Source organism: Spirillospora sp. NPDC029432, from assembly GCF_040703975.1.
In the GTDB taxonomy this organism is placed as follows: domain Bacteria; phylum Actinomycetota; class Actinomycetes; order Streptosporangiales; family Streptosporangiaceae; genus Spirillospora.
Map to the genome: position 1 here is coordinate 1 of NZ_JBEZWH010000109.1, position 16,805 is coordinate 16,805.

15 protein-coding genes and 1 pseudogene are annotated in these 16,805 nt (G+C 72.6%); 11 read left to right on the forward strand and 5 right to left on the reverse strand.

Going from position 1 to position 16,805, the window contains the following annotated elements; genetic code table 11:
* A pseudogene (locus AB0881_RS39930) lies at nucleotides 1-634 on the reverse strand (L-erythro-3,5-diaminohexanoate dehydrogenase); the annotation flags it as partial.
* Nucleotides 635-769: 135 nt separating this feature from the next.
* On the opposite strand from AB0881_RS39930, the gene AB0881_RS39935 reads away from it, so the two are divergent.
* The 10 genes from AB0881_RS39935 to AB0881_RS39980 all read left to right on the forward strand — a co-directional run bounded on the left by AB0881_RS39935 (nucleotide 770) and on the right by AB0881_RS39980 (nucleotide 11,357).
* Nucleotides 770-2,152: a lysine 2,3-aminomutase gene (locus AB0881_RS39935; protein WP_366625885.1), complete on the forward strand. Its 1,383-nt coding sequence runs from the start codon at nucleotides 770-772 to the stop codon at nucleotides 2,150-2,152.
* A gap of 40 nt (nucleotides 2,153-2,192) precedes the next feature.
* Complete coding sequence (locus AB0881_RS39940; RefSeq protein ID WP_366625887.1) at nucleotides 2,193-3,425, forward strand: cytochrome P450; 1,233 nt, start codon at nucleotides 2,193-2,195, stop codon at nucleotides 3,423-3,425.
* Nucleotides 3,422-4,504 carry a DUF3616 domain-containing protein gene (locus AB0881_RS39945; RefSeq protein WP_366625888.1) on the forward strand — a complete coding sequence of 361 codons (1,083 nt, stop codon included), beginning with the start codon at nucleotides 3,422-3,424 and terminating at the stop codon, nucleotides 4,502-4,504. Before AB0881_RS39940 ends, AB0881_RS39945 begins: the two co-directional genes overlap by 4 nt.
* A 36-nt stretch (nucleotides 4,505-4,540) precedes the next feature.
* The gene (locus AB0881_RS39950) at nucleotides 4,541-5,785 is read left to right on the forward strand and encodes an acyl-CoA dehydrogenase family protein (RefSeq protein WP_366625890.1); all 1,245 of its coding nucleotides are present in this window, start codon (nucleotides 4,541-4,543) and stop codon (nucleotides 5,783-5,785) included.
* A 211-nt stretch (nucleotides 5,786-5,996) separates the two neighbouring features.
* Complete coding sequence (locus AB0881_RS39955; RefSeq protein ID WP_366625892.1) at nucleotides 5,997-6,398, forward strand: hypothetical protein; 402 nt, start codon at nucleotides 5,997-5,999, stop codon at nucleotides 6,396-6,398.
* 133 nt (nucleotides 6,399-6,531) lie between these two features.
* Nucleotides 6,532-7,752, forward strand: a complete 1,221-nt coding sequence (locus AB0881_RS39960) for a PP2C family protein-serine/threonine phosphatase (RefSeq protein ID WP_366625894.1) — start codon at nucleotides 6,532-6,534, stop codon at nucleotides 7,750-7,752.
* A gap of 531 nt (nucleotides 7,753-8,283) precedes the next feature.
* Nucleotides 8,284-9,276, forward strand: coding sequence for a hypothetical protein (locus AB0881_RS39965; protein WP_366625895.1), 993 nt, complete (start codon nucleotides 8,284-8,286; stop codon nucleotides 9,274-9,276).
* Nucleotides 9,277-9,301: 25 nt separating this feature from the next.
* On the forward strand, nucleotides 9,302-9,604 hold the full coding sequence (locus tag AB0881_RS39970) for a hypothetical protein (protein WP_366625897.1): 303 nt from the start codon (nucleotides 9,302-9,304) through the stop codon (nucleotides 9,602-9,604).
* Between the two features lie 219 nt (nucleotides 9,605-9,823).
* Nucleotides 9,824-10,363 (forward strand): DUF1707 and FHA domain-containing protein, encoded by a 540-nt coding sequence (locus AB0881_RS39975; RefSeq protein ID WP_366625899.1) that lies wholly within the window; start codon nucleotides 9,824-9,826, stop codon nucleotides 10,361-10,363.
* 88 nt (nucleotides 10,364-10,451) lie between these two features.
* A complete protein-coding gene (locus tag AB0881_RS39980) occupies nucleotides 10,452-11,357 on the forward strand; it encodes a TIGR03619 family F420-dependent LLM class oxidoreductase (protein ID WP_366625901.1) in 906 nt (301 codons plus the stop codon).
* 62 nt (nucleotides 11,358-11,419) lie between these two features.
* Here the strand turns inward: AB0881_RS39980 and AB0881_RS39985 are convergent, their stop codons facing one another.
* Together AB0881_RS39985 and AB0881_RS39990 are read right to left on the reverse strand one after the other, a co-directional pair.
* Nucleotides 11,420-11,860, reverse strand: a complete 441-nt coding sequence (locus AB0881_RS39985; RefSeq protein ID WP_366625903.1) for an Lrp/AsnC family transcriptional regulator — start codon at nucleotides 11,858-11,860, stop codon at nucleotides 11,420-11,422.
* Nucleotides 11,861-11,924: 64 nt separating this feature from the next.
* Nucleotides 11,925-12,971: a LacI family DNA-binding transcriptional regulator gene (locus AB0881_RS39990; RefSeq protein ID WP_366625905.1), complete on the reverse strand. Its 1,047-nt coding sequence runs from the start codon at nucleotides 12,969-12,971 to the stop codon at nucleotides 11,925-11,927.
* 149 nt (nucleotides 12,972-13,120) lie between these two features.
* On the opposite strand from AB0881_RS39990, the gene ugpC reads away from it, so the two are divergent.
* Nucleotides 13,121-14,365, forward strand: a complete 1,245-nt coding sequence (gene ugpC / locus AB0881_RS39995; protein WP_366625907.1) for a sn-glycerol-3-phosphate ABC transporter ATP-binding protein UgpC — start codon at nucleotides 13,121-13,123, stop codon at nucleotides 14,363-14,365.
* Between the two features lie 119 nt (nucleotides 14,366-14,484).
* On the opposite strand, the gene AB0881_RS40000 is transcribed toward ugpC, so the two are convergent.
* Both AB0881_RS40000 and AB0881_RS40005 read right to left on the reverse strand, forming a co-directional pair.
* The gene (locus AB0881_RS40000; protein WP_366625909.1) at nucleotides 14,485-15,390 is read right to left on the reverse strand and encodes a carbohydrate ABC transporter permease; all 906 of its coding nucleotides are present in this window, start codon (nucleotides 15,388-15,390) and stop codon (nucleotides 14,485-14,487) included.
* On the reverse strand, nucleotides 15,387-16,673 hold the full coding sequence (locus AB0881_RS40005; protein WP_366625910.1) for an ABC transporter permease subunit: 1,287 nt from the start codon (nucleotides 16,671-16,673) through the stop codon (nucleotides 15,387-15,389). Before AB0881_RS40005 ends, AB0881_RS40000 begins: the two co-directional genes overlap by 4 nt.
* Nucleotides 16,674-16,805: the final 132 nt, after the last annotated feature.

A 16,805-nucleotide genomic window follows, 5' to 3' on the forward strand; every position in this document is an offset into this window, starting at 1 on the left:
GCGACCCGCTCTTGCCGGCCGCGCCCAGGACGGCGACGGCGGGCGCGGCCCCGCCGGCCGCGGCGCGGGTGACGACGCGGTGGGTGAGGGCCGGCGCGCCGCACACGTCCATGACCGACAGCGCCAGCGGCACCGGCAGGTCGGCGGGCAGCACGGCGGCGATGGAGCGGGCGAACAGGATCGCGTGGCCGGAGGCGGGGACCTGCTCGGAGCGGCCGTCCCAGCCGGCGAGGCCGTCGTCGATCGCGAGCGGGGTGAGGGTCAGGGAGACCAGCGTGGCGATCCGGTCGCCGGGCTTGAGGCCGAGCGGCGAGTCCGGGCCGGCCTCGTCGACGACGCCGACCAGCATGCCGCCCGAGCCGGTGACCGGGTTGTGCATCTTGCCGCGGGTCTCGATGATCTCCAGCACCTCGCGGCGGATCGCGTCCGGGTCGCCGCCGTGCGCGGTGCGCAGCTGCCGGTACGAGGCGGCGTCCAGGTTGAGGCGCTCGACCCGTACCCGGACCTCGTCGGGCCGGATCCGGGGGTCGGTGTCCAGCCGGCGCGCCGCCTGGGGCAGCACGCCCTCCGGCTCCAGCACGCGGTGCAGTCCGGCCTCGGTCATGGTCATCTGATGCCCCTCACCGTCGGTCATCGTCGATCATTCCGCAGGTCACGTAAGATATACGCAGGATCACTGGTTGAATCGCAATTCTTCCCGTAACGTCGCCCCTATACAAGATTTTTACGGCAATGATCGAAGCCGGCACGCTGCGAGGAGGGGTCGACGATGACCACCGCCCTACGTCCCGACCCGGGCGTCGTCCAGAAGACCGACCAGCCCTACGCCTACCGCCGTACCCCGCTGCGGGAGCCCGACTGGCGGAGGTTCCCCGGATGGCGGGACGTGACGGCCGCGGAATGGGAGTCGGCGCAGTGGCAGCGCGCCCACTGCGTGAAGAACCTCCGGCAGCTGCGGCAGGTCATGGGCGACCTGCTGGACGAGGCGTTCTACATCGACCTGGAGCGCGACCAGAAGCAGAGCGCCACCATGTCGATGCTGGTGACGCCGCAGATGCTCAACACCATGGACACCGGCTCGACCGAGGCGTTCTACCACGACCCCGTCCGCCGCTACATGATCCCGGTGCACAGCGACCGCCGCACCGACTGGCCGTCCCACCCGTACGCCGCCCGCGACTCCCTGCACGAGGCCGAGATGTGGGCGGTCGAGGGGCTCACCCACCGCTACCCCACCAAGGTGCTGGCCGAGCTGCTGCCGACCTGCCCCCAGTACTGCGGGCACTGCACCCGCATGGACCTGGTCGGCAACTCCACCCCGGCCGTCGACAAGCACAAGTTCACGATCAAGGCCCCGGACCGGCACGCCGCGATGCTCGACTACCTGCGCCGCACCCCCGGCGTGCGGGACGTGGTCGTCTCCGGCGGCGACGTCGCCAACCTGCCCTGGCCGCGGCTGGAGGCGTTCGTCGACGCGCTGCTCGGCATCGACAACATCCGCGACATCCGGCTGGCGACCAAGGCGCTGATGGGGCTGCCGCAGCACTGGCTGCAGGACGAGGTGCGCGCCGGCATGGAGCGGCTGGCGGCCAAGGCGAACGCGCGCGGCGTGCAGATCGCCGTACACACCCACGTCAACGCGGCCCGCTCCCTCACCCCGCTGGTCGCCAGGGCGTCCCGCGCGCTGCTGGACACCGGCATCCGCGACGTGCGCAACCAGGGCGTGCTGCTGCGCGGCGTCAACGCCACGCCGGCCGACCTGCTGGACCTGTCGTTCGCGCTGCTGGACGAGGCCGGGATCCTGCCGTACTACCTGTACATGTGCGACATGATCCCCGGCAGCGAGCACTGGCGCGTCGCGGTCTGGGAGGCGCAGGAGCTCCAGCACGCCATCATGGGCTACCTGCCCGGCTTCGCCACGCCGCGGATCGTGTGCGACGTCCCCTACGTCGGCAAGCGGTGGGTGCACCAGCTCGCCGACTACGACCGCGAGCGGGGCGTCTCGTACTGGACGAAGAACTACCGCACGGGGCTGGAGGCCGGCGATCCGGACGCGCTGACCCGCCGGTACGAGTACTACGACCCGATCCACACGCTGCCGGAGCGGGGCCGTGCCTGGTGGAGCGAACGGCCCGGCGCCTTTACGTTGTAGATCAGGAGCGGATGATCGCGGGGGCGCGTACCCTTTCGTGGTGGATTCCGAGCTCATCGACCGGTTCCCTCTCGGCGCGGCCGTCACCGTCGCCGACCTGGAGGGCGACCCGCACCCCCACCTGGCCCGGCTGCGCTCCCGCGAGCCCGTCTCCTGGCTGCCGGCGCTGGACGGCTGGCTCGTCACCGCCCGCCGCCCCGCGCTCGCGGTGATGCGCGACGCCGCGGCGTTCACCGTCGACGACCCCCGCTTCTCCACCGCGCGGCTGCTCGGCCCGAGCATGCTGTCCCTGGACGGCCGCGCGCACGCCCGCCACCGCGAGCCGTTCGCCCGGCCGTTCCGCCCGGCCCGCACCCGCGAGCGCTTCACCGCGTTCGTGCGGGACGAGGCCGCGCGGCTGACGGCGGCGCTGGCCCCCGCCGGCGAGGCCGAGCTGCGCGGCGAGCTGGCCGGGCCGCTGGCGGTGGCGGTGGTCGCCGAGGCGCTCGGGCTGCGGGGCGCCGACGCCGCGACGGTCCGGTCCTGGTACGAGGCGTTCGTCGAGGCCGTGTCCGCCATCACCACCGGCGGCGAGCCGGACGGCCGCGCGGACGAGGCGTACGGACGGCTGCGCGACGCCGTCGAGGAGGCCGCCGCCGCGCCCGGCTCCGCCTCGCTCCTCGCCGAGGCCGCCCACCAGGAGGAGGGGCTGACCGGCGCCGAGGTCGTCGCGAACGCGGCCGTGCTGATGTTCGGCGGCATCGACACCACCGAGGGGATGATCGCCAACGCCGTCCTGCACCTGCTCGGCCATCCCGCCGAACTCGACCTGGTCCGCGCCGACCGGGCGCTGCTGCCGGCCGCGATCGAGGAGTCGCTGCGGCTGGAGCCCTCGGCCTCGGTCGTCGACCGGTACGCCACCCGCGACGTGGAGCTGGAGGGCGCCCCGATCCGCGAGGGCGACCTCGTGCGCGTGTCGCTCGCGGGCGCCAACCGCGACCCCGCCGCCTTCCCCGACCCCGACCGCTACGACGTGCGGCGCGCGAACGCGGGCGAGCACCTGGCGTTCGCGCACGGCCCCCACTTCTGCTTCGGCGCGCACCTGGCCAGGCTCGAGACGCTGACCGTCCTGGAGGAGCTGCTGGACCGCCTGCCCGGCCTGCGGCTCGCGCCCGGCCCCGTCCCCGAACCACGCGGACTCGTTTTCCGCAAGCCCGAAACCCTGAACGTCCGCTGGAACGTTCACCGGGGGCCGGGGCCCGTTCCGCCGGAATGTGAAACCATCGCCGAATGATCGTGGAACGCCGGGTCGAGCTCCGCTTCGCGCAGGAGAGCCGCGAAGCCGAGACGCACACCAACCTGTCCGCCGTACGCCAGGACGGCTCCTGCCTGTGGGTGGCGGGGGACGAGACCGCCACCATCGAACGGCTGACCGCGACCACCGACGCCCAGGGGCACGTCACCGGCTACGCCGGCCAGCGCACCGTGCGGCTCGCCGACCTGGTCCCGCTGCCCGCGGGACCGGACGAGGAGGCCGACATCGAGGGGCTGGCCCGCACCAACGGGTGGCTCTGGGCGATCGGGTCGCACAGCCTCAAGCGCAAGAAGATCAAGCCGGACCAGTCCGACGCCAAGTCGCGCAAGCGGCTGGCCACCGTGGTCCGCGAGGAGAACCGGTTCATCATCGCCCGGATGCCCCTGGTCACCGGCGCCGACGGGCTGCCGGAGGTGGTCGCGGAGGACGGCGGGCGCACCGCCGCCGTGCTGGGGGGCCGCGGCGACTCCCTCACCGACCTGCTGGCCGGCGACCCGCACCTGGGACCGTTCCTGGCCATCCCCAGCAAGGACAACGGGGTCGACATCGAGGGCATCGCCGCCCACGGCGAGCGCCTCTACATCGGGTTCCGCGGGCCGGTGCTGCGCGGCTGGGCCGTGCTCGTGGAGATCCACCCCGAGACCGACCCGGACGACCCGCGGCGGCTGCGGCTGCGCAGGATCGGCGAGGACGGCGAGCGCTACCGCACCCACTTCCTCGACCTTGGCGGCCTGGGCGTGCGGGACCTGTGCCCGCACGGCGACGACCTGCTCGTCCTGACCGGCCCCAGCATGGACCTGGACGGGCCGGTGCGGGTCGTGCGCTGGCCCGGCGCCGTCACCGTGGACGCCCCCGACATCGTGCACGCCGACGAGCTGCAGGTCCTCGGCCCGCTGCCGTACGGCGACGGCGACGACCACGCCGAGGGCATCGCGGTCCTGGACGAGACCGACCACGAGGGCCGCCCCAAGCTGCTGGTGGTCTACGACAGCCCCGCCGAGGACCGGCTCACCTCCGCCGGCGGCGTGCTGGCCGACGTCGTCTCGTTCGAGAAGTGACCCCGCGGTAAGCGTTCGCTTTCGCCGTCTGCTTGGATGGACGCCCCACCAGGCGAGAGCGAGGGCGACACCCGCATGATCGAGTGGTCCGACGAAGATCTGATGATCCGGGACGCGGTGCGCGACTGGATCGAGGCCGAGGTCCGGCCCCAGGCCGACCGGCTGGAGTCCGGTGAGCTCCCCCCGTACGACCTCATCCGGAGCCTCTACAAGACCTTCGGCATGGACGAGCTGGCCCGCTCGTCCTTCCAGGCCCGGCTGGAGCGCGAGGAGGCCGGCGAGAGCGGCGGCGAGCAGGGCTCCGGCGGCGGCGGGAACGCGGCCATGACCATGCTGCCCGTCATCGAGCTGTGCAAGGTCGCGCCCGGGATGGTCTCGGCCATGGGCGTCAGCCTCGGGCTGGCCGCCGGGACCATCGCCGGGCGCGGCAGCGCCGAGCAGAAGTGCCGCTGGGCGCTGGACCTGCTCACCTTCGACAAGATCGGCGCGTGGGCGATCACCGAGCCGAACTCGGGGTCCGACGCGTTCGGCGGCATGCAGGCCACCGCGCGGCCGTCCGGCGACGGATGGATCCTCAACGGCAGCAAGACGTTCATCACCAACGGCCCGTACGCCGACACGATCGTCTTCTACTGCAAGCTCGACGACGGGCGCGAGGCCCGCGACCGCGAGATCCTCACGTTCGTCCTCGACCGGGGGATGCCGGGCCTGGAGCAGAGCAAGCCGCTGCGCAAGATGGGCCTGCACTCCTCCCCCACCGGCGAGCTGTTCCTCAACGACGTGCAGGTCGGCCCGGACCGGCTGCTGAACTCCGGCTCCGGCAGCGGCAAGGAGTCGGCCAAGGCCAACTTCGTCACCGAGCGCGCCGGCGTCGCGGCCATGTCCCTCGGCGTCATCGAGGAGTGCCTGAAGCTGTCGGTCGACTACGCCAAGAAGCGCGAGCTGTGGGGGCAGCGGATCGGCGACTTCCAGCTCATCCAGCTCAAGCTCGCCAAGATGGAGGTCGCCCGGCTGAACGTCCAGAACCTGGTGTTCCGCCACATCGAGATGCAGCGCGCCGGCCGTACCCCGACGCTGGCCGAGGCGTCGGCGATGAAGCTGTACTCCGCCCAGGCCGCCTCGGAGGTGGCGATGGAGGCCGTCCAGCTGTTCGGCGGCAACGGCTACATGTCGGAGTACCGCGTCGAGCAGCTGGCCCGCGACGCCAAGTCGTTCCAGATCTACGCCGGCACCGACGAGATCCAGGTGACCCACATCGCCCGCGACCTCCTCGACCGCTGACGCCTCCCGCGCCCGGCGGCCCCCGGCGCACCCCGTGCGGGCGGCGGGAGACCGCCGCCCGCCCCTGCGGCGGCGGCGCGGCGCCACAACCGGCCACCACGAAGGGCGGCGGGGCCGAAGTCCCAGGCGGAATAATCCTGCTCGCATGCACTGAGGACCGATCGGCTTCCCGGACGGCGCGGGGAGCCGCCCCACTGCGAGGGAGACGGCGATGACCGGCGACGCGGCGCTGCAGGCACTGGACAGGCTTGTCGGCACCTGGAAGATCAGCGGAGGGCACGAGGGCACCGTGACCTACCGGTGGCTGAACGACTTCTTCCTCCGGCAGGACGTGCACCTGGGCGACACGTACGGCTTCGAGATCATCGGCCGGGAGCGGCCGCTGATGGCCGAGCCCAGCGCCGACATCAGGTCCCGCTACTACGGCGACGACGGCAGCACCCTCGACTACACCTACGAGATCGAGGGCGACACCCTCACGATCTGGGCGGGCGAGCGCGGGTCGCCCGCCTACTTCAAGGGCACCTTCGGCGCCGACGGCCGCACGCTCGACGGGGCCTGGGTCTACCCGGGCGGGGGCGGCTACGTCTCCAACGCCGAGCGCGTCGACTGAGCCCGCCGCGTCCGACCAGGTCCGGCACCGTTTCCGGGCCTGGCGGGAGGGCAGGGTCAGATCAGTTGGGTGGGTCGGCGGCCGACGGCGGCATCAGGGCGTGCGCGCGGGCGCCCTGGCGTTATGGATGCTGATGCGTGCCGATGACGAGGAGCGGGTGCTCGGGGAGCTGATCGAGGCCAGCCACCTGCTGTCGATGCAGCAGATCCCCACCGCGCTGGCCCGGCACGCGTCCCGCGCCGGCTTCCGCGACATGCTGATCTACGTGGTGGATCTGCAGGAGAACGTGCTCCGCCTGCTGACCGGGCGCGACGACGACTCCGTCCCGGACGGCGCCGCGATGGAGATGCGGGTCGCGGGGACGCTCGCGGGGCGCGCGTACCAGACCCTGGAGATGGTCCAGGGCCAGTCCCTGGAGGACGGCGCGGAGCAGTGGTGGGTGCCGCTGCTGGACGGGACGGAGCGCCTCGGGGTCGTCCGCGCGACCGTGGAGAGCGACGACCCGAACGCCCTGCAGCTGCTGTGGCGCCTGGTGGGCCTGGTGGCGCTGATGGTGGTGAGCAAGCGCCCGCTGAGCGACACCTACTCCCGGCTCGTCCGCGTCCGCCCCATGACGGTGTCGGCCGAGATGCAGTGGCGGCTGATGCCGCCGCTGACGTTCGCCAACGACCGCGTGATCATCGGTGCGGCCCTGGAACCGGCGTACCGGCTCGGCGGTGACGCCTTCGACTACGGGCTGGCCGGCGACATCGTCAACCTGGCCATCTTCGACGCCATGGGGCACGACACCACGTCCGGGCTGGCCGCGAACCTCGCCGTGGCCGCCGGCCGCAACAGCCGCCTGGAGGGCGCGGGCCTCGTCCGGACCGGCCAGGCGATCGAGGAGGTCCTCGGCCGGCAGTTCGACTCCGGCGGCTTCGTCACCGCGGTGCTGGCCGACCTGGACACCCGTACGGGCGTGCTGTCGTGGGTCAACCACGGCCACCCGCCGCCGCTGGTCATCCGCGGCGGGCGCTGGGTGACCAGCCTGGACTGCGAACCGGCCGCCCCGCTGGGCACCGGCCTGGGGACCGCCGCCGAACTCTGCCGGGAGCAGCTCGAACCCGGCGACCGGGTGCTGCTCTACACCGACGGGATCGTCGAGGCCCGCAATCCGCACGGCCAGGAGTTCGGCCTGCACCGCTTCGTCGACTTCATCATCCGCCGCGACGCCGACGGCCTTCCGGTTCCGGAGACGCTGCGCCGGCTCATCCGCAGCATCCTGGACCACCACGCGGGCCACCTGGACGACGACGCCACCATCCTCCTGCTGGAGTGGCAGGGACCGGCCAAGGGGACCACTCCCCCGCGCTGAGCATGCCGCGGGCAAAGCCGGCCCATGGCGATCATCCCCCGGACGGGCTCCCGGCCCGTTCCATCCCCGTTCCATGCCCGTTCCATGCCGTCGCGGACCTCCGCGCGGCGGGCGCCGGTCCGCCGCAGCGGCCGGGCCGGGATCGAGTGATCACGCGGGCGCCATTGCGCGGGATCGTTGAAATTTCTGCTTTTCGACCTCTGCAAAAGGTCCACCAAACCCGCCGTCCACCCAGCGGACCTTGGAAAGAGTGGCGGCAAAGGTCGGCAAACCGCGGTGGGACGCGCAGAACCCGGGAACAGACGTCTCGGCGTGCCGGAAAGACGATCCTTATCTTCCTGTCGCGTACACGTAATTCCCGAAGAGAGAGGCCAATTCATGGCTGGACCGAACGAGAACGACAACGGATATTCCGCGCCTCCCGCCGAAGGCGGGCAGGCCGACGAGAACGCGAGCGTACGTTTCCAGGAACCGGCGCAGGACGCGGCCGAGCAGGCGGCCTTCACGGCCCCTCCCGCCGCGGAGCCGGGGGTGCCCGCGGAGGTCCTCGACGCCAAGGAGGAGATCGCCGCCGCGATCCAGCAGAGCGTCCAGGACCAGCCGGGCCCCATGTCCGCCGAGGACCTCGAGGGCGCGGGCAACGTGCAGGGGGTCTCCATCGGGCTCGGCGACGCCGACGCGGGCGGCGAACCCGGAGCCCCGGTCCTCACGGTCTACGTGGCCGAATCGGCGACACCGGAGACCGTGCGGGAGACCGTCGCGGACGCCATGGGGGTCCGCGCCGCGGGCGACCTCCCGATGCGCGTGGTCACGAGCGGGGTCATCGACGCGCTGGCCAACCGGGCCCGCGTCCGGCCGGCGCCGGGCGGGTTCTCGGTCGCGCACTTCCGCGTCACGGCCGGGACGATCGGCTGCCTGGCGACCGGCCGGAGCTCCCCGCGCAACCAGCGGCTGATGTGCCTCAGCAACAACCACGTCATCGCCAATTCCAACAGCGCACAGTACGGAGACTGCATCTGCCAGCCGGGCCCCTACGACGGCGGTACATGCCCGAACGACCAGATCGCCATTCTGGAGCGGTTCGTTCCCATCCGCTACGGCGGCCCCACGAACTACGTCGACTGCGCGACCGGCTGGTGCTGGCCGGACCGGGTCCGGCGGGAACTCGGCTATCAGACCAGCGGAGGTATCAACCTTTTCCGCATCAGCAGCAGCATCGCCTATCCGGCCGTGGGGCAGATCGTCGGGAAGACCGGCCGCACCACGCAACTCAGGAGCGGGAGAATAACCGCTACCAATTGGTCAGGCCGGGTCAATTACGGAACCCCCGGATGGGCGTTCTTCGCGAACCAGGTCGCCATCGAAGGCAATTTCAGCGCCGGCGGGGATTCCGGCTCGTCCATCTGGACCTGGAACGCCTACCGCAACCCGGTAGGGTTGCTGTTCGCCGGTGGCGGTGGCGTCACGATCGCCAACCCGATGCCCTGGGTCGCCTCGGCACTGGACATCAACCTGGTCACCTGACGGCGGGCGCGGGGGAGGAGAGTCCATGAAGAACGATCACGATCCGCGGGATTACCGGAGTCCCCAGGACTCTCCGGAGGTGGCGGCGGTGCCGTTCGAGCCGCCGCCACCACCCCCCATGTCTCCCGTGGACGAGGCCATCGCGCGAAACCAGGAGCGGCTGCTCGCGATCGACGGCGTCGAGGGATTCGACCACGGGCGCGCGGCGGACGGGACCGACGCCGTCCGCGTGTACGTCCGGGACGAGTCCGTGCGGGAGCGGGTGCCGCGCGAGCTGGACGGGTTTCCCGTGCTCACCGTCGTCTCAGGACCGTTCGAGGCCTTCTGAGCGCGGCGAGCCCGCCGGGAGCCGCTCCAGGCCCGCCCGAAGCCGGTGATCGCACGGCCCGCGGCGGCGGATTCCGGACCGGCCGGGGCCGGTGGCGACTTCGAACTCCGGGTGGCCGGAGAGCGTCTAACATGCCAAAGTACGGTCCAGCAACGATCTTCGTTTCGCCCCCGGAAGCGCCTGCTAGACAGGCGTTGAGAGGTTCTGGATACTCACAACATGGACGGTCAGCCAGCGTTCCCGGTGCGAGCGTCCGACATGGAACGCGATCGGGTCCTGCGCGTCCTCAGCGACCGGGTGGCCGAGGGCCGGATGTCGCACGAGACGTTCGAGCGCCGGGTGGACCAGGTACTGCGCGCCCAGAGCCAGGCCGAGCTGGCCGACATCGTGCACGACCTGCCGCCCACCAACCGGGTGGTGGGCCGGCTCACCGGCCTGATCTCGTCGGTGTCGCAGGTGACGGCGCGGTTCGAGGCGGCGTGGCGGGCGCCGCGGCTGCCGCGGTTCATGCTGCCGCCGCCGGGGCTGACCCGGATCGTGGTGGGCCGCGCGCCCGGCTGCCAGTTCATCCTCACCGACCTGACCGTCTCCCGGTTCCACGCCGAGATCTACCGGACCGGCGAGGAGTGGATGATCTCCGATCTCGGTTCGATGAACGGCACCCGGCTCAACGGCTGGCGGCTCACCGGGCCGACGCGGGTGCGGCCCGGGGACGAGGTCGGTTTCGGCAACTCCAGCTTCATCGTCGCCGCCTCCTGACCGCCGGGCGGCGGGTTCGCCGGCGGGTGGGACGAGCCCGGCCGGTAGAGTCGCCGCGTCGAGGTGCCAGGGGACGAGGGGGCGTGACGTGCTGATCGGGTTCGCCGTGCCGGTGTCGGGCGGATGGTCCGGGCCGGCCGGGCAGGTGGCGGTCGCGCGGCGGGCCGAGGAGCTCGGGTACCGCTCGCTCTGGACGCTCCAGCGGCTGCTCAACCCGGCCGGGGCCACCGACACCCCGTACCGGGACGTTCCGGACCCGCTGGTGACGCTGGCCTACCTGGCGGGGCTGACCCGGCGGATCCGGCTGGGCGTGGCGATCGTGAACATGCCGTTCCACTCGCCGGTGCTGCTGGCCAAGCAGGCCGCCACGCTGGACCGGGTCGCGGACGGGCGGCTGGACCTCGGGCTCGGGATCGGCTGGATGCCCGAGGAGTTCGCGGCGGCGGGCGCGCCGATGGAGCGGCGCGGGGCGCGGGCGGAGGAGTTCATCGCCGCGATGCGGGCGCTGTGGGCCGGCGGCCAGGGCTTCGAGGGCGAGTTCCACCGGTTCCCGCCGGTGGTGATGGGCCCGGCGCCGGTGCAGTCGCCGGAGCCGCCGATCCTGCTGGGCGGCGCGGCCGACGCCGCGCTGCGCCGGGCGGGGCGGCTGGCGGCGGGCTGGGTGAGCGCCAGCCGGGCCGATCCGGCGTCGCTGGGGCGGTCGGTCGCGGTCGTCCGGGAGGCGGCGGAGAAGGCCGGGCGGGACCCGTCGGCCCTGCGGTTCGTGTGCCGCGCGGCGGTACGGGTGCGCGCGGCGGGCCGGGCGGACCGGCGCCCGCTGACCGGCTCGTACGAGGAGATCCGCGCCGACTTCGACGACATAGCCGCGCAGGGGATGACCGAGCTGTTCGTCGACCTGAACTTCGATCCGGAGATCAGCGGGCCGGACGCGGATCCGGCGGAGTCGCTGCGCCGCGCGGAAGAGGCCCTGGAGGCGTTCGCGCCCGGCGCCTGAGCGCCGCTCCCCCGCGGGCCGCGACCCGCGGGGGAGCTTGACCGTTCCTCTTACCGTTCCTCTCAAAGGGGCGGACGGCGGTTCTCCCAGGGGGTGCTGAGAACGACCGTGGTGCGGGTCGCGACGTTGGCCGCGGCTCGGATCTGCTGGAGCAGGTCCTCCAGCTCGTTGGGGGAGTTCACCCTCACCTTGAGGATGTAGCTCTCCTCCCCCGCCACCGAATGGCAGGCCTCGATCGCGGCCAGGCCGGCCAGCCGCTCGGGCGCGTCGTCCGGCGCCGCCGGGTCGATCGGTTTGATCGATACGAACGCGGTGAGCGGCAGCCCGATCTGCTCGTTGTCCAGCAGTGCCGTGAACCCCTTGATGACGCCGCGCTTCTGCAGCCGCCGCACCCGCTGGTGCACGGCCGACACCGACAGGCCGGTCTCCTTGGCCAGATCGGTGAAGCTCATCCGGCCGTCATCGGCCAGCAACGCCATGATCTGACGATCGATCTCCTCCACCCCGGAAATCTAGCGTGTCGGCGGGGTCCGTGCAGGGTCAAGAGCGATCACGGCGGGCGTGTATTCAGCCGGAACGGCCGCCGCCGCGGGCGGTGCGGGGCGGGCCGCAGCTGCCGCGGATCATCAGCTCGGCCGGCAGCAGCACCGGGCCGCCGCGGCCGCGGCGCGCGCGGTCGCGCAGGAGCAGCTCGCACGCCCGGTATCCGATGTCGTGCCCGGGACGGGCGACGGCGGTGAGGGGCGGGTCGCACAGCTCCGCCCAGGGCACGTCGTCGACCATCGCGATGGAGACGTCGGCCGGGACGCGCAGGTCCAGCTCGCGGGCGACCAGGACGGCCGCCTCGCCGAGCAGGTGGCCGGCGGCGAGCACGGCGGTCACGTCGCCGCGCCGCTGCAGCAGCCCGGCGGCGGCGCCGTACGCGCTGTCGCGCTCGGGCCGGGCGGCGACGATCAGGTCCTCGTCGGCGGGCACGCCCACGGCGTCCAGCGTGTCGCGGAACGCGCGCTCGCGCACGCCCGGCGGGGTCCCGGGGGCCGCGCCGCCCAGGAACGCGATGCGGCGGTGCCCGAGGCCGGCCAGGTACTCGGTGAGCGTGCGCACGCCCGCGCGGTCGTCGGCGAGGACGGCGGGGATCTCCGGGAGGCCGGGCAGCGCCCGGTCGGCGAAGACGACACCGGCTCCGGGCCCGGCGCCGGCGGCGCTGCGCCAGGCGGCGGCGTCGCCGGCGGGCAGCGCGATGACGCCCGCGACGCGCTGCTCGACGAGGCGTTCGACGATCTCGGCCTCGCGGGCGGGGTCGCCGTGCGCGGCGTCCACGATCACGTGCTCGCCCAGGGTGCGGGCGCAGGCGAGCACCCCGGCGATCAGCTCGGCGCAGAACGGGTCGGTGACGTCGGGGACGATCAGCCCGATCCCGCCGGCGCGCCGCAGCTTGAGCCCGCGGCCGAGGGCGCTGGGCCGGTAGTCCAGCTCGCGGGCCGCGGCCAGCACGCGCTCGCGGGTGGCCGCGCCGACCGAGCCGGTGCCGGTGAACACCCGCGACACGGTCGCGATGCCCACCCCGGCCGCCGCCGCCACGTCCTTGATCGTCGCAGGTCGCCCGCCCGCCATCGGCCCACCGCCTCTCCGCCGGTCATCTTTTCATGACCGGGCCTTTCCTGGAAACGTTTCCATCATGTTGACTCCGGTCACTGGATAAACGCCCTGGTGGGCGGTAGGGCGTTGGAAACGTTTCCACTGAGCGGAGCGAGAGGGACGAGATGGCCGAGATCGTGCTGGAGCGGGTCGACAAGGTGTACGGCGGCGGGGTCAAGGCCGTCGACGGGCTGGACCTGGAGATCCGCGACGGCGAGTTCATGGTGCTGGTCGGCCCGTCGGGCTGCGGCAAGTCCACCGCGCTGCGGATGATCGCCGGGCTGGAGGAGATCAGCGGCGGCAAGATCTCCATCGGCGAGCGGGTGGTGAACGACCTGGCGCCCAAGGACCGCGACATCGCGATGGTGTTCCAGAACTACGCCCTCTACCCGCACATGACCGTCGAGCAGAACCTGGCGTTCGGCCTGAAGCTGCGCGGCGTCTCCAAGGAGGAGCGGGCCAAGAAGGTCCGCGACGCCGCCAAGATGCTCGGCCTGGAGCAGTACCTGTCGCGCAAGCCGGCCGCGCTGTCGGGCGGGCAGCGGCAGCGGGTCGCGATGGGCCGCGCGATCGTCCGCGAGCCGCAGGCGTTCCTGATGGACGAGCCGCTGTCCAACCTCGACGCCAAGCTCCGCGTGTCGATGCGCGCCTCGCTCAGCCAGCTGCACGAGCGGCTCAAGGTCACCACCGTGTACGTCACGCACGACCAGGTCGAGGCCATGACCCTCGGCGACCGGGTCTGCGTGCTGCGCGAGGGCAAGCTGCAGCAGGTCGACACGCCGCAGCGGCTGTTCGACAACCCGGTCAACCTGTTCGTGGCGGGCTTCATCGGCTCGCCCGCGATGAACTTCGTGTCCGCAAAGCTGGAGAACGACGACGACGGCGCGCGCGTCTCGTTCGCCGGCTACACGCTGCCGGTGCCGGCCGACCTGCTGGCCGCCAAGCCCGGCCTGGACGGGTACTTCGGCCGCGACATCATCCTCGGGATCCGGCCCTCCGACTTCGAGGACGCCGCGCACGCCAAGCCCGACTGGGCGCCGCTGCACGCCACCACCAGCGTCACCGAGGAGCTCGGCAGCGAGATCAACGTCATCTTCGCCATCGACGCCCCGCCGGTCGAGCACAAGGACACCGCCGACCTGGCCGAGGACGCCGCCGAGGGCGAGGAGGACATGGCGATCCCGCTGGCCGACAACAAGGCGCTGTGGACCGCCCGCGTCAACGCCCGCTCGCACGTGCGGCCCGGCCAGGACATCGACCTGGCCGTCGACACCCGCCGGCTGCACTTCTTCGACCCGGCCAGCGGCCTGGCGATCGGCCACGCCGAGGCCGCCGCCGTGGACACCCCGGTCGCCAAGACGTCCGCCTGACCGGGACGCCGCCTGACCCGAACGCCGCCTGATCCGGACGCCGCGAGGCCCGGGCCGTACGCACGGCCCGGGCCTCGCCCCGTCTCACGCTCCCGTCTCCGGCGCGGTCGCCGCCCGGCTCACTTCACCGAGCCGGCCAGCACGCCCTGCACGAAGTAGCGCTGGAACGCGAAGAAGACGATCAGCGGGATGATCAGCGACAGGAACGCGCCGGGCGCCAGCACGTCGATGTTGCCGGTGAACTGCCGCATCTGCGACTGCAGCCACTTGGTCATCGGCTGCGATCCGGTGTCGGCGAACACCAGCGCGACCAGCAGGTCGTTCCACACCCACAGGAACTGGAAGATGCCCAGCGAGGCGATCGCCGGGCCGCCCAGCGGGAAGATCACCCGGCGGAAGATCGTCCACTCCGAGCCGCCGTCCATCCGCGCCGCCTCCAGCAGGTCGCGCGGGATCGCGGCGAAGAAGTTGCGCAGCAGGAAGATGGCGAACGGCAGGCCGAACGCCACGTGGAACAGCACCACGCCGGTGACCGACCCGAACATCTGGAAGCCGCCGAAGTCGATCCGCCCGTACAGCTTGGCGACCGGGATCAGCGCGACCTGCACCGGCACGACCAGCAGCGCCACCACCAGCAGGAACAGCCAGTCGCGGCCCGGGAACTCCAGCCACGCGAACGCGTACGCGGCCAGTGCCGCGATCCCCACGACCAGCAGCGTGGAGGGCACCGTGATGAGCACGGTGTTCCAGAACGAGTCGATGAAGTCCGGCTTGTCGAGCAGCGCGGTGTAGGCCTCGCCGGTCAGCTGCGACGGCGTGGTGAACACCTGCCACCAGCCGCCGGCGTTGTTGTCCTCGTTCGACCGCAGCGAGGCCATCAGCAGCCCGAACGTCGGAACGAGCCAGAACAGCGCGACCACGACCAGCAGCCCCTGTGCCACGCCGCCGCCGATGCGGCCGGCGATCCGGGCGGCCACGCCCCGCTTCGGCGCCCCGGGCGCCGCACCCGCGTTCTTCGCGCTCATGACCGCTCCTGCCGCAGCCGCCGGATGTTGAACAGCATGGCGGGCACCACCAGCAGGAACAGCAGCACCGCGATCGCGCTGCCCGATCCCTGGTCGTTGCCGCCGCCGAACGACTCGGTCCACATCCGCAGCGCCAGCACGCTGGCGTCGGGATCGCCGCCGCCGATGATGAACACCAGGTCGAACACCTTCAGCACGTTGATGACCAGCGTGACCAGCACGACCATCAGGACGGGCGCCAGCAGCGGGATCGTCACCCGCCGGAACACCTGCCATTCGGTGGCGCCGTCCACCCGGGCCGCCTCGAGCGCGTCGCGCGGGATGGCGGCCAGGCCCGCGGCGATCAGGACCATCGCGAAACCGGCCCACACCCACAGGTACGACCCGATGATCGCCGGGGTGATGAGGGTGCCGCCGAGCCACTCCGCGCCGCCGTAGGCGGCGGTGAAGTTGTCCTTGGGCAGCGTGACGGTGTACGTCCCGGACCCGAGGCCGGTGATGGTGAACGTGCCGTCCGCCCGGGTGGTGGCCGTGCCGGCGACCTCGCTCCCCCGCATCGCCTGGACGGTGACGCCCGGCAGCCCGGACTCGCCGGCGTTGGGCCGGTTGGGCGCCCCGCCGCCGCCCTTGGTGAAGTCGAACCACACGGTGCCGGTCAGCTGCCCGGGCCGGGCCGCCGGCGGCGCCGCCGCGGGCTCGGCGTCCTTCGGCAGCAGCTCGGGCTTGACGCGCACCAGCGGGACCAGCGCGCTCTGCCCCGCGGCGACGGGCGCGGCGACGTTCACCGAGACTCCGTCGGATCCGGGCCGCACCGGCTGGTCGCCGCCGGTCCGCGGGCCGGCGCCGGGGTAGCTCGCTCCCCCGGCGAAGGTGTCGTGGACGGCGACCATCGCGGCGTTGGCCACGCCCTTGTCGGGGTCCTGCTCGTACACCAGGCGGAAGATCACGCCGGAGGCGAGGAACGAGATCGCCATCGGCATGAACACCACGAGCTTGAACACCGTGGCCCACCGGATCCGCTCGGTGAGCACGGCGAAGACCAGGCCGACGATGGTGACCAGGGTGGGCGCCACCACCACCCAGATCGCGGTGTTGCGGACGGCGACCAGGTTGTCGTGGCCCTGGAAGACGCCGATGTAGTTGTCGAGGCCCGCGAAGCCGGTGCCCTCGGCGTCGAGGAAGCTGCGGACGACCGAGTACACGATCGGGTAGACGACCAGGAAGCCGAGCAGCAGCAGCGCGGGCAGCAGGAACAGGAGCGCGAGCCAGGACGGGGGTTGCAGCCCGCCCTTGCCGCCGTCTCCGGCGGCGGGCTTCCCGCCGACCGCGGCGGCGGGGGGGGGGGGGGGGGGGGGGCCCGCCCCCCCCCCCCCCCGGGGGGGCCGCCGGCGGCCAGCCAGGCGCGGGGCAGCCGG

What these genes read in the sequence shown, in the direction of transcription:
- AB0881_RS39950 (WP_366625890.1), top strand. Translation starts at nt 4,541, where the DNA reads ATGGACGCCCCACCAGGCGAGAGCGAGGGCGACACCCGCATGATCGAG.
- AB0881_RS39945 (WP_366625888.1), top strand. Translation starts at nt 3,422, where the DNA reads ATGATCGTGGAACGCCGGGTCGAGCTCCGCTTCGCGCAGGAGAGCCGC.
- AB0881_RS39935 (WP_366625885.1), top strand. Translation starts at nt 770, where the DNA reads ATGACCACCGCCCTACGTCCCGACCCGGGCGTCGTCCAGAAGACCGAC.
- AB0881_RS39975 (WP_366625899.1), top strand. Translation starts at nt 9,824, where the DNA reads ATGGACGGTCAGCCAGCGTTCCCGGTGCGAGCGTCCGACATGGAACGC.
- ugpC (WP_366625907.1), top strand. Translation starts at nt 13,121, where the DNA reads ATGGCCGAGATCGTGCTGGAGCGGGTCGACAAGGTGTACGGCGGCGGG.
- AB0881_RS39990 (WP_366625905.1), bottom strand. Translation starts at nt 12,971, where the DNA reads ATGGCGGGCGGGCGACCTGCGACGATCAAGGACGTGGCGGCGGCGGCC.
- AB0881_RS39955 (WP_366625892.1), top strand. Translation starts at nt 5,997, where the DNA reads ATGACCGGCGACGCGGCGCTGCAGGCACTGGACAGGCTTGTCGGCACC.
- AB0881_RS39960 (WP_366625894.1), top strand. Translation starts at nt 6,532, where the DNA reads ATGCGTGCCGATGACGAGGAGCGGGTGCTCGGGGAGCTGATCGAGGCC.
- AB0881_RS39970 (WP_366625897.1), top strand. Translation starts at nt 9,302, where the DNA reads ATGAAGAACGATCACGATCCGCGGGATTACCGGAGTCCCCAGGACTCT.
- AB0881_RS40000 (WP_366625909.1), bottom strand. Translation starts at nt 15,390, where the DNA reads ATGAGCGCGAAGAACGCGGGTGCGGCGCCCGGGGCGCCGAAGCGGGGC.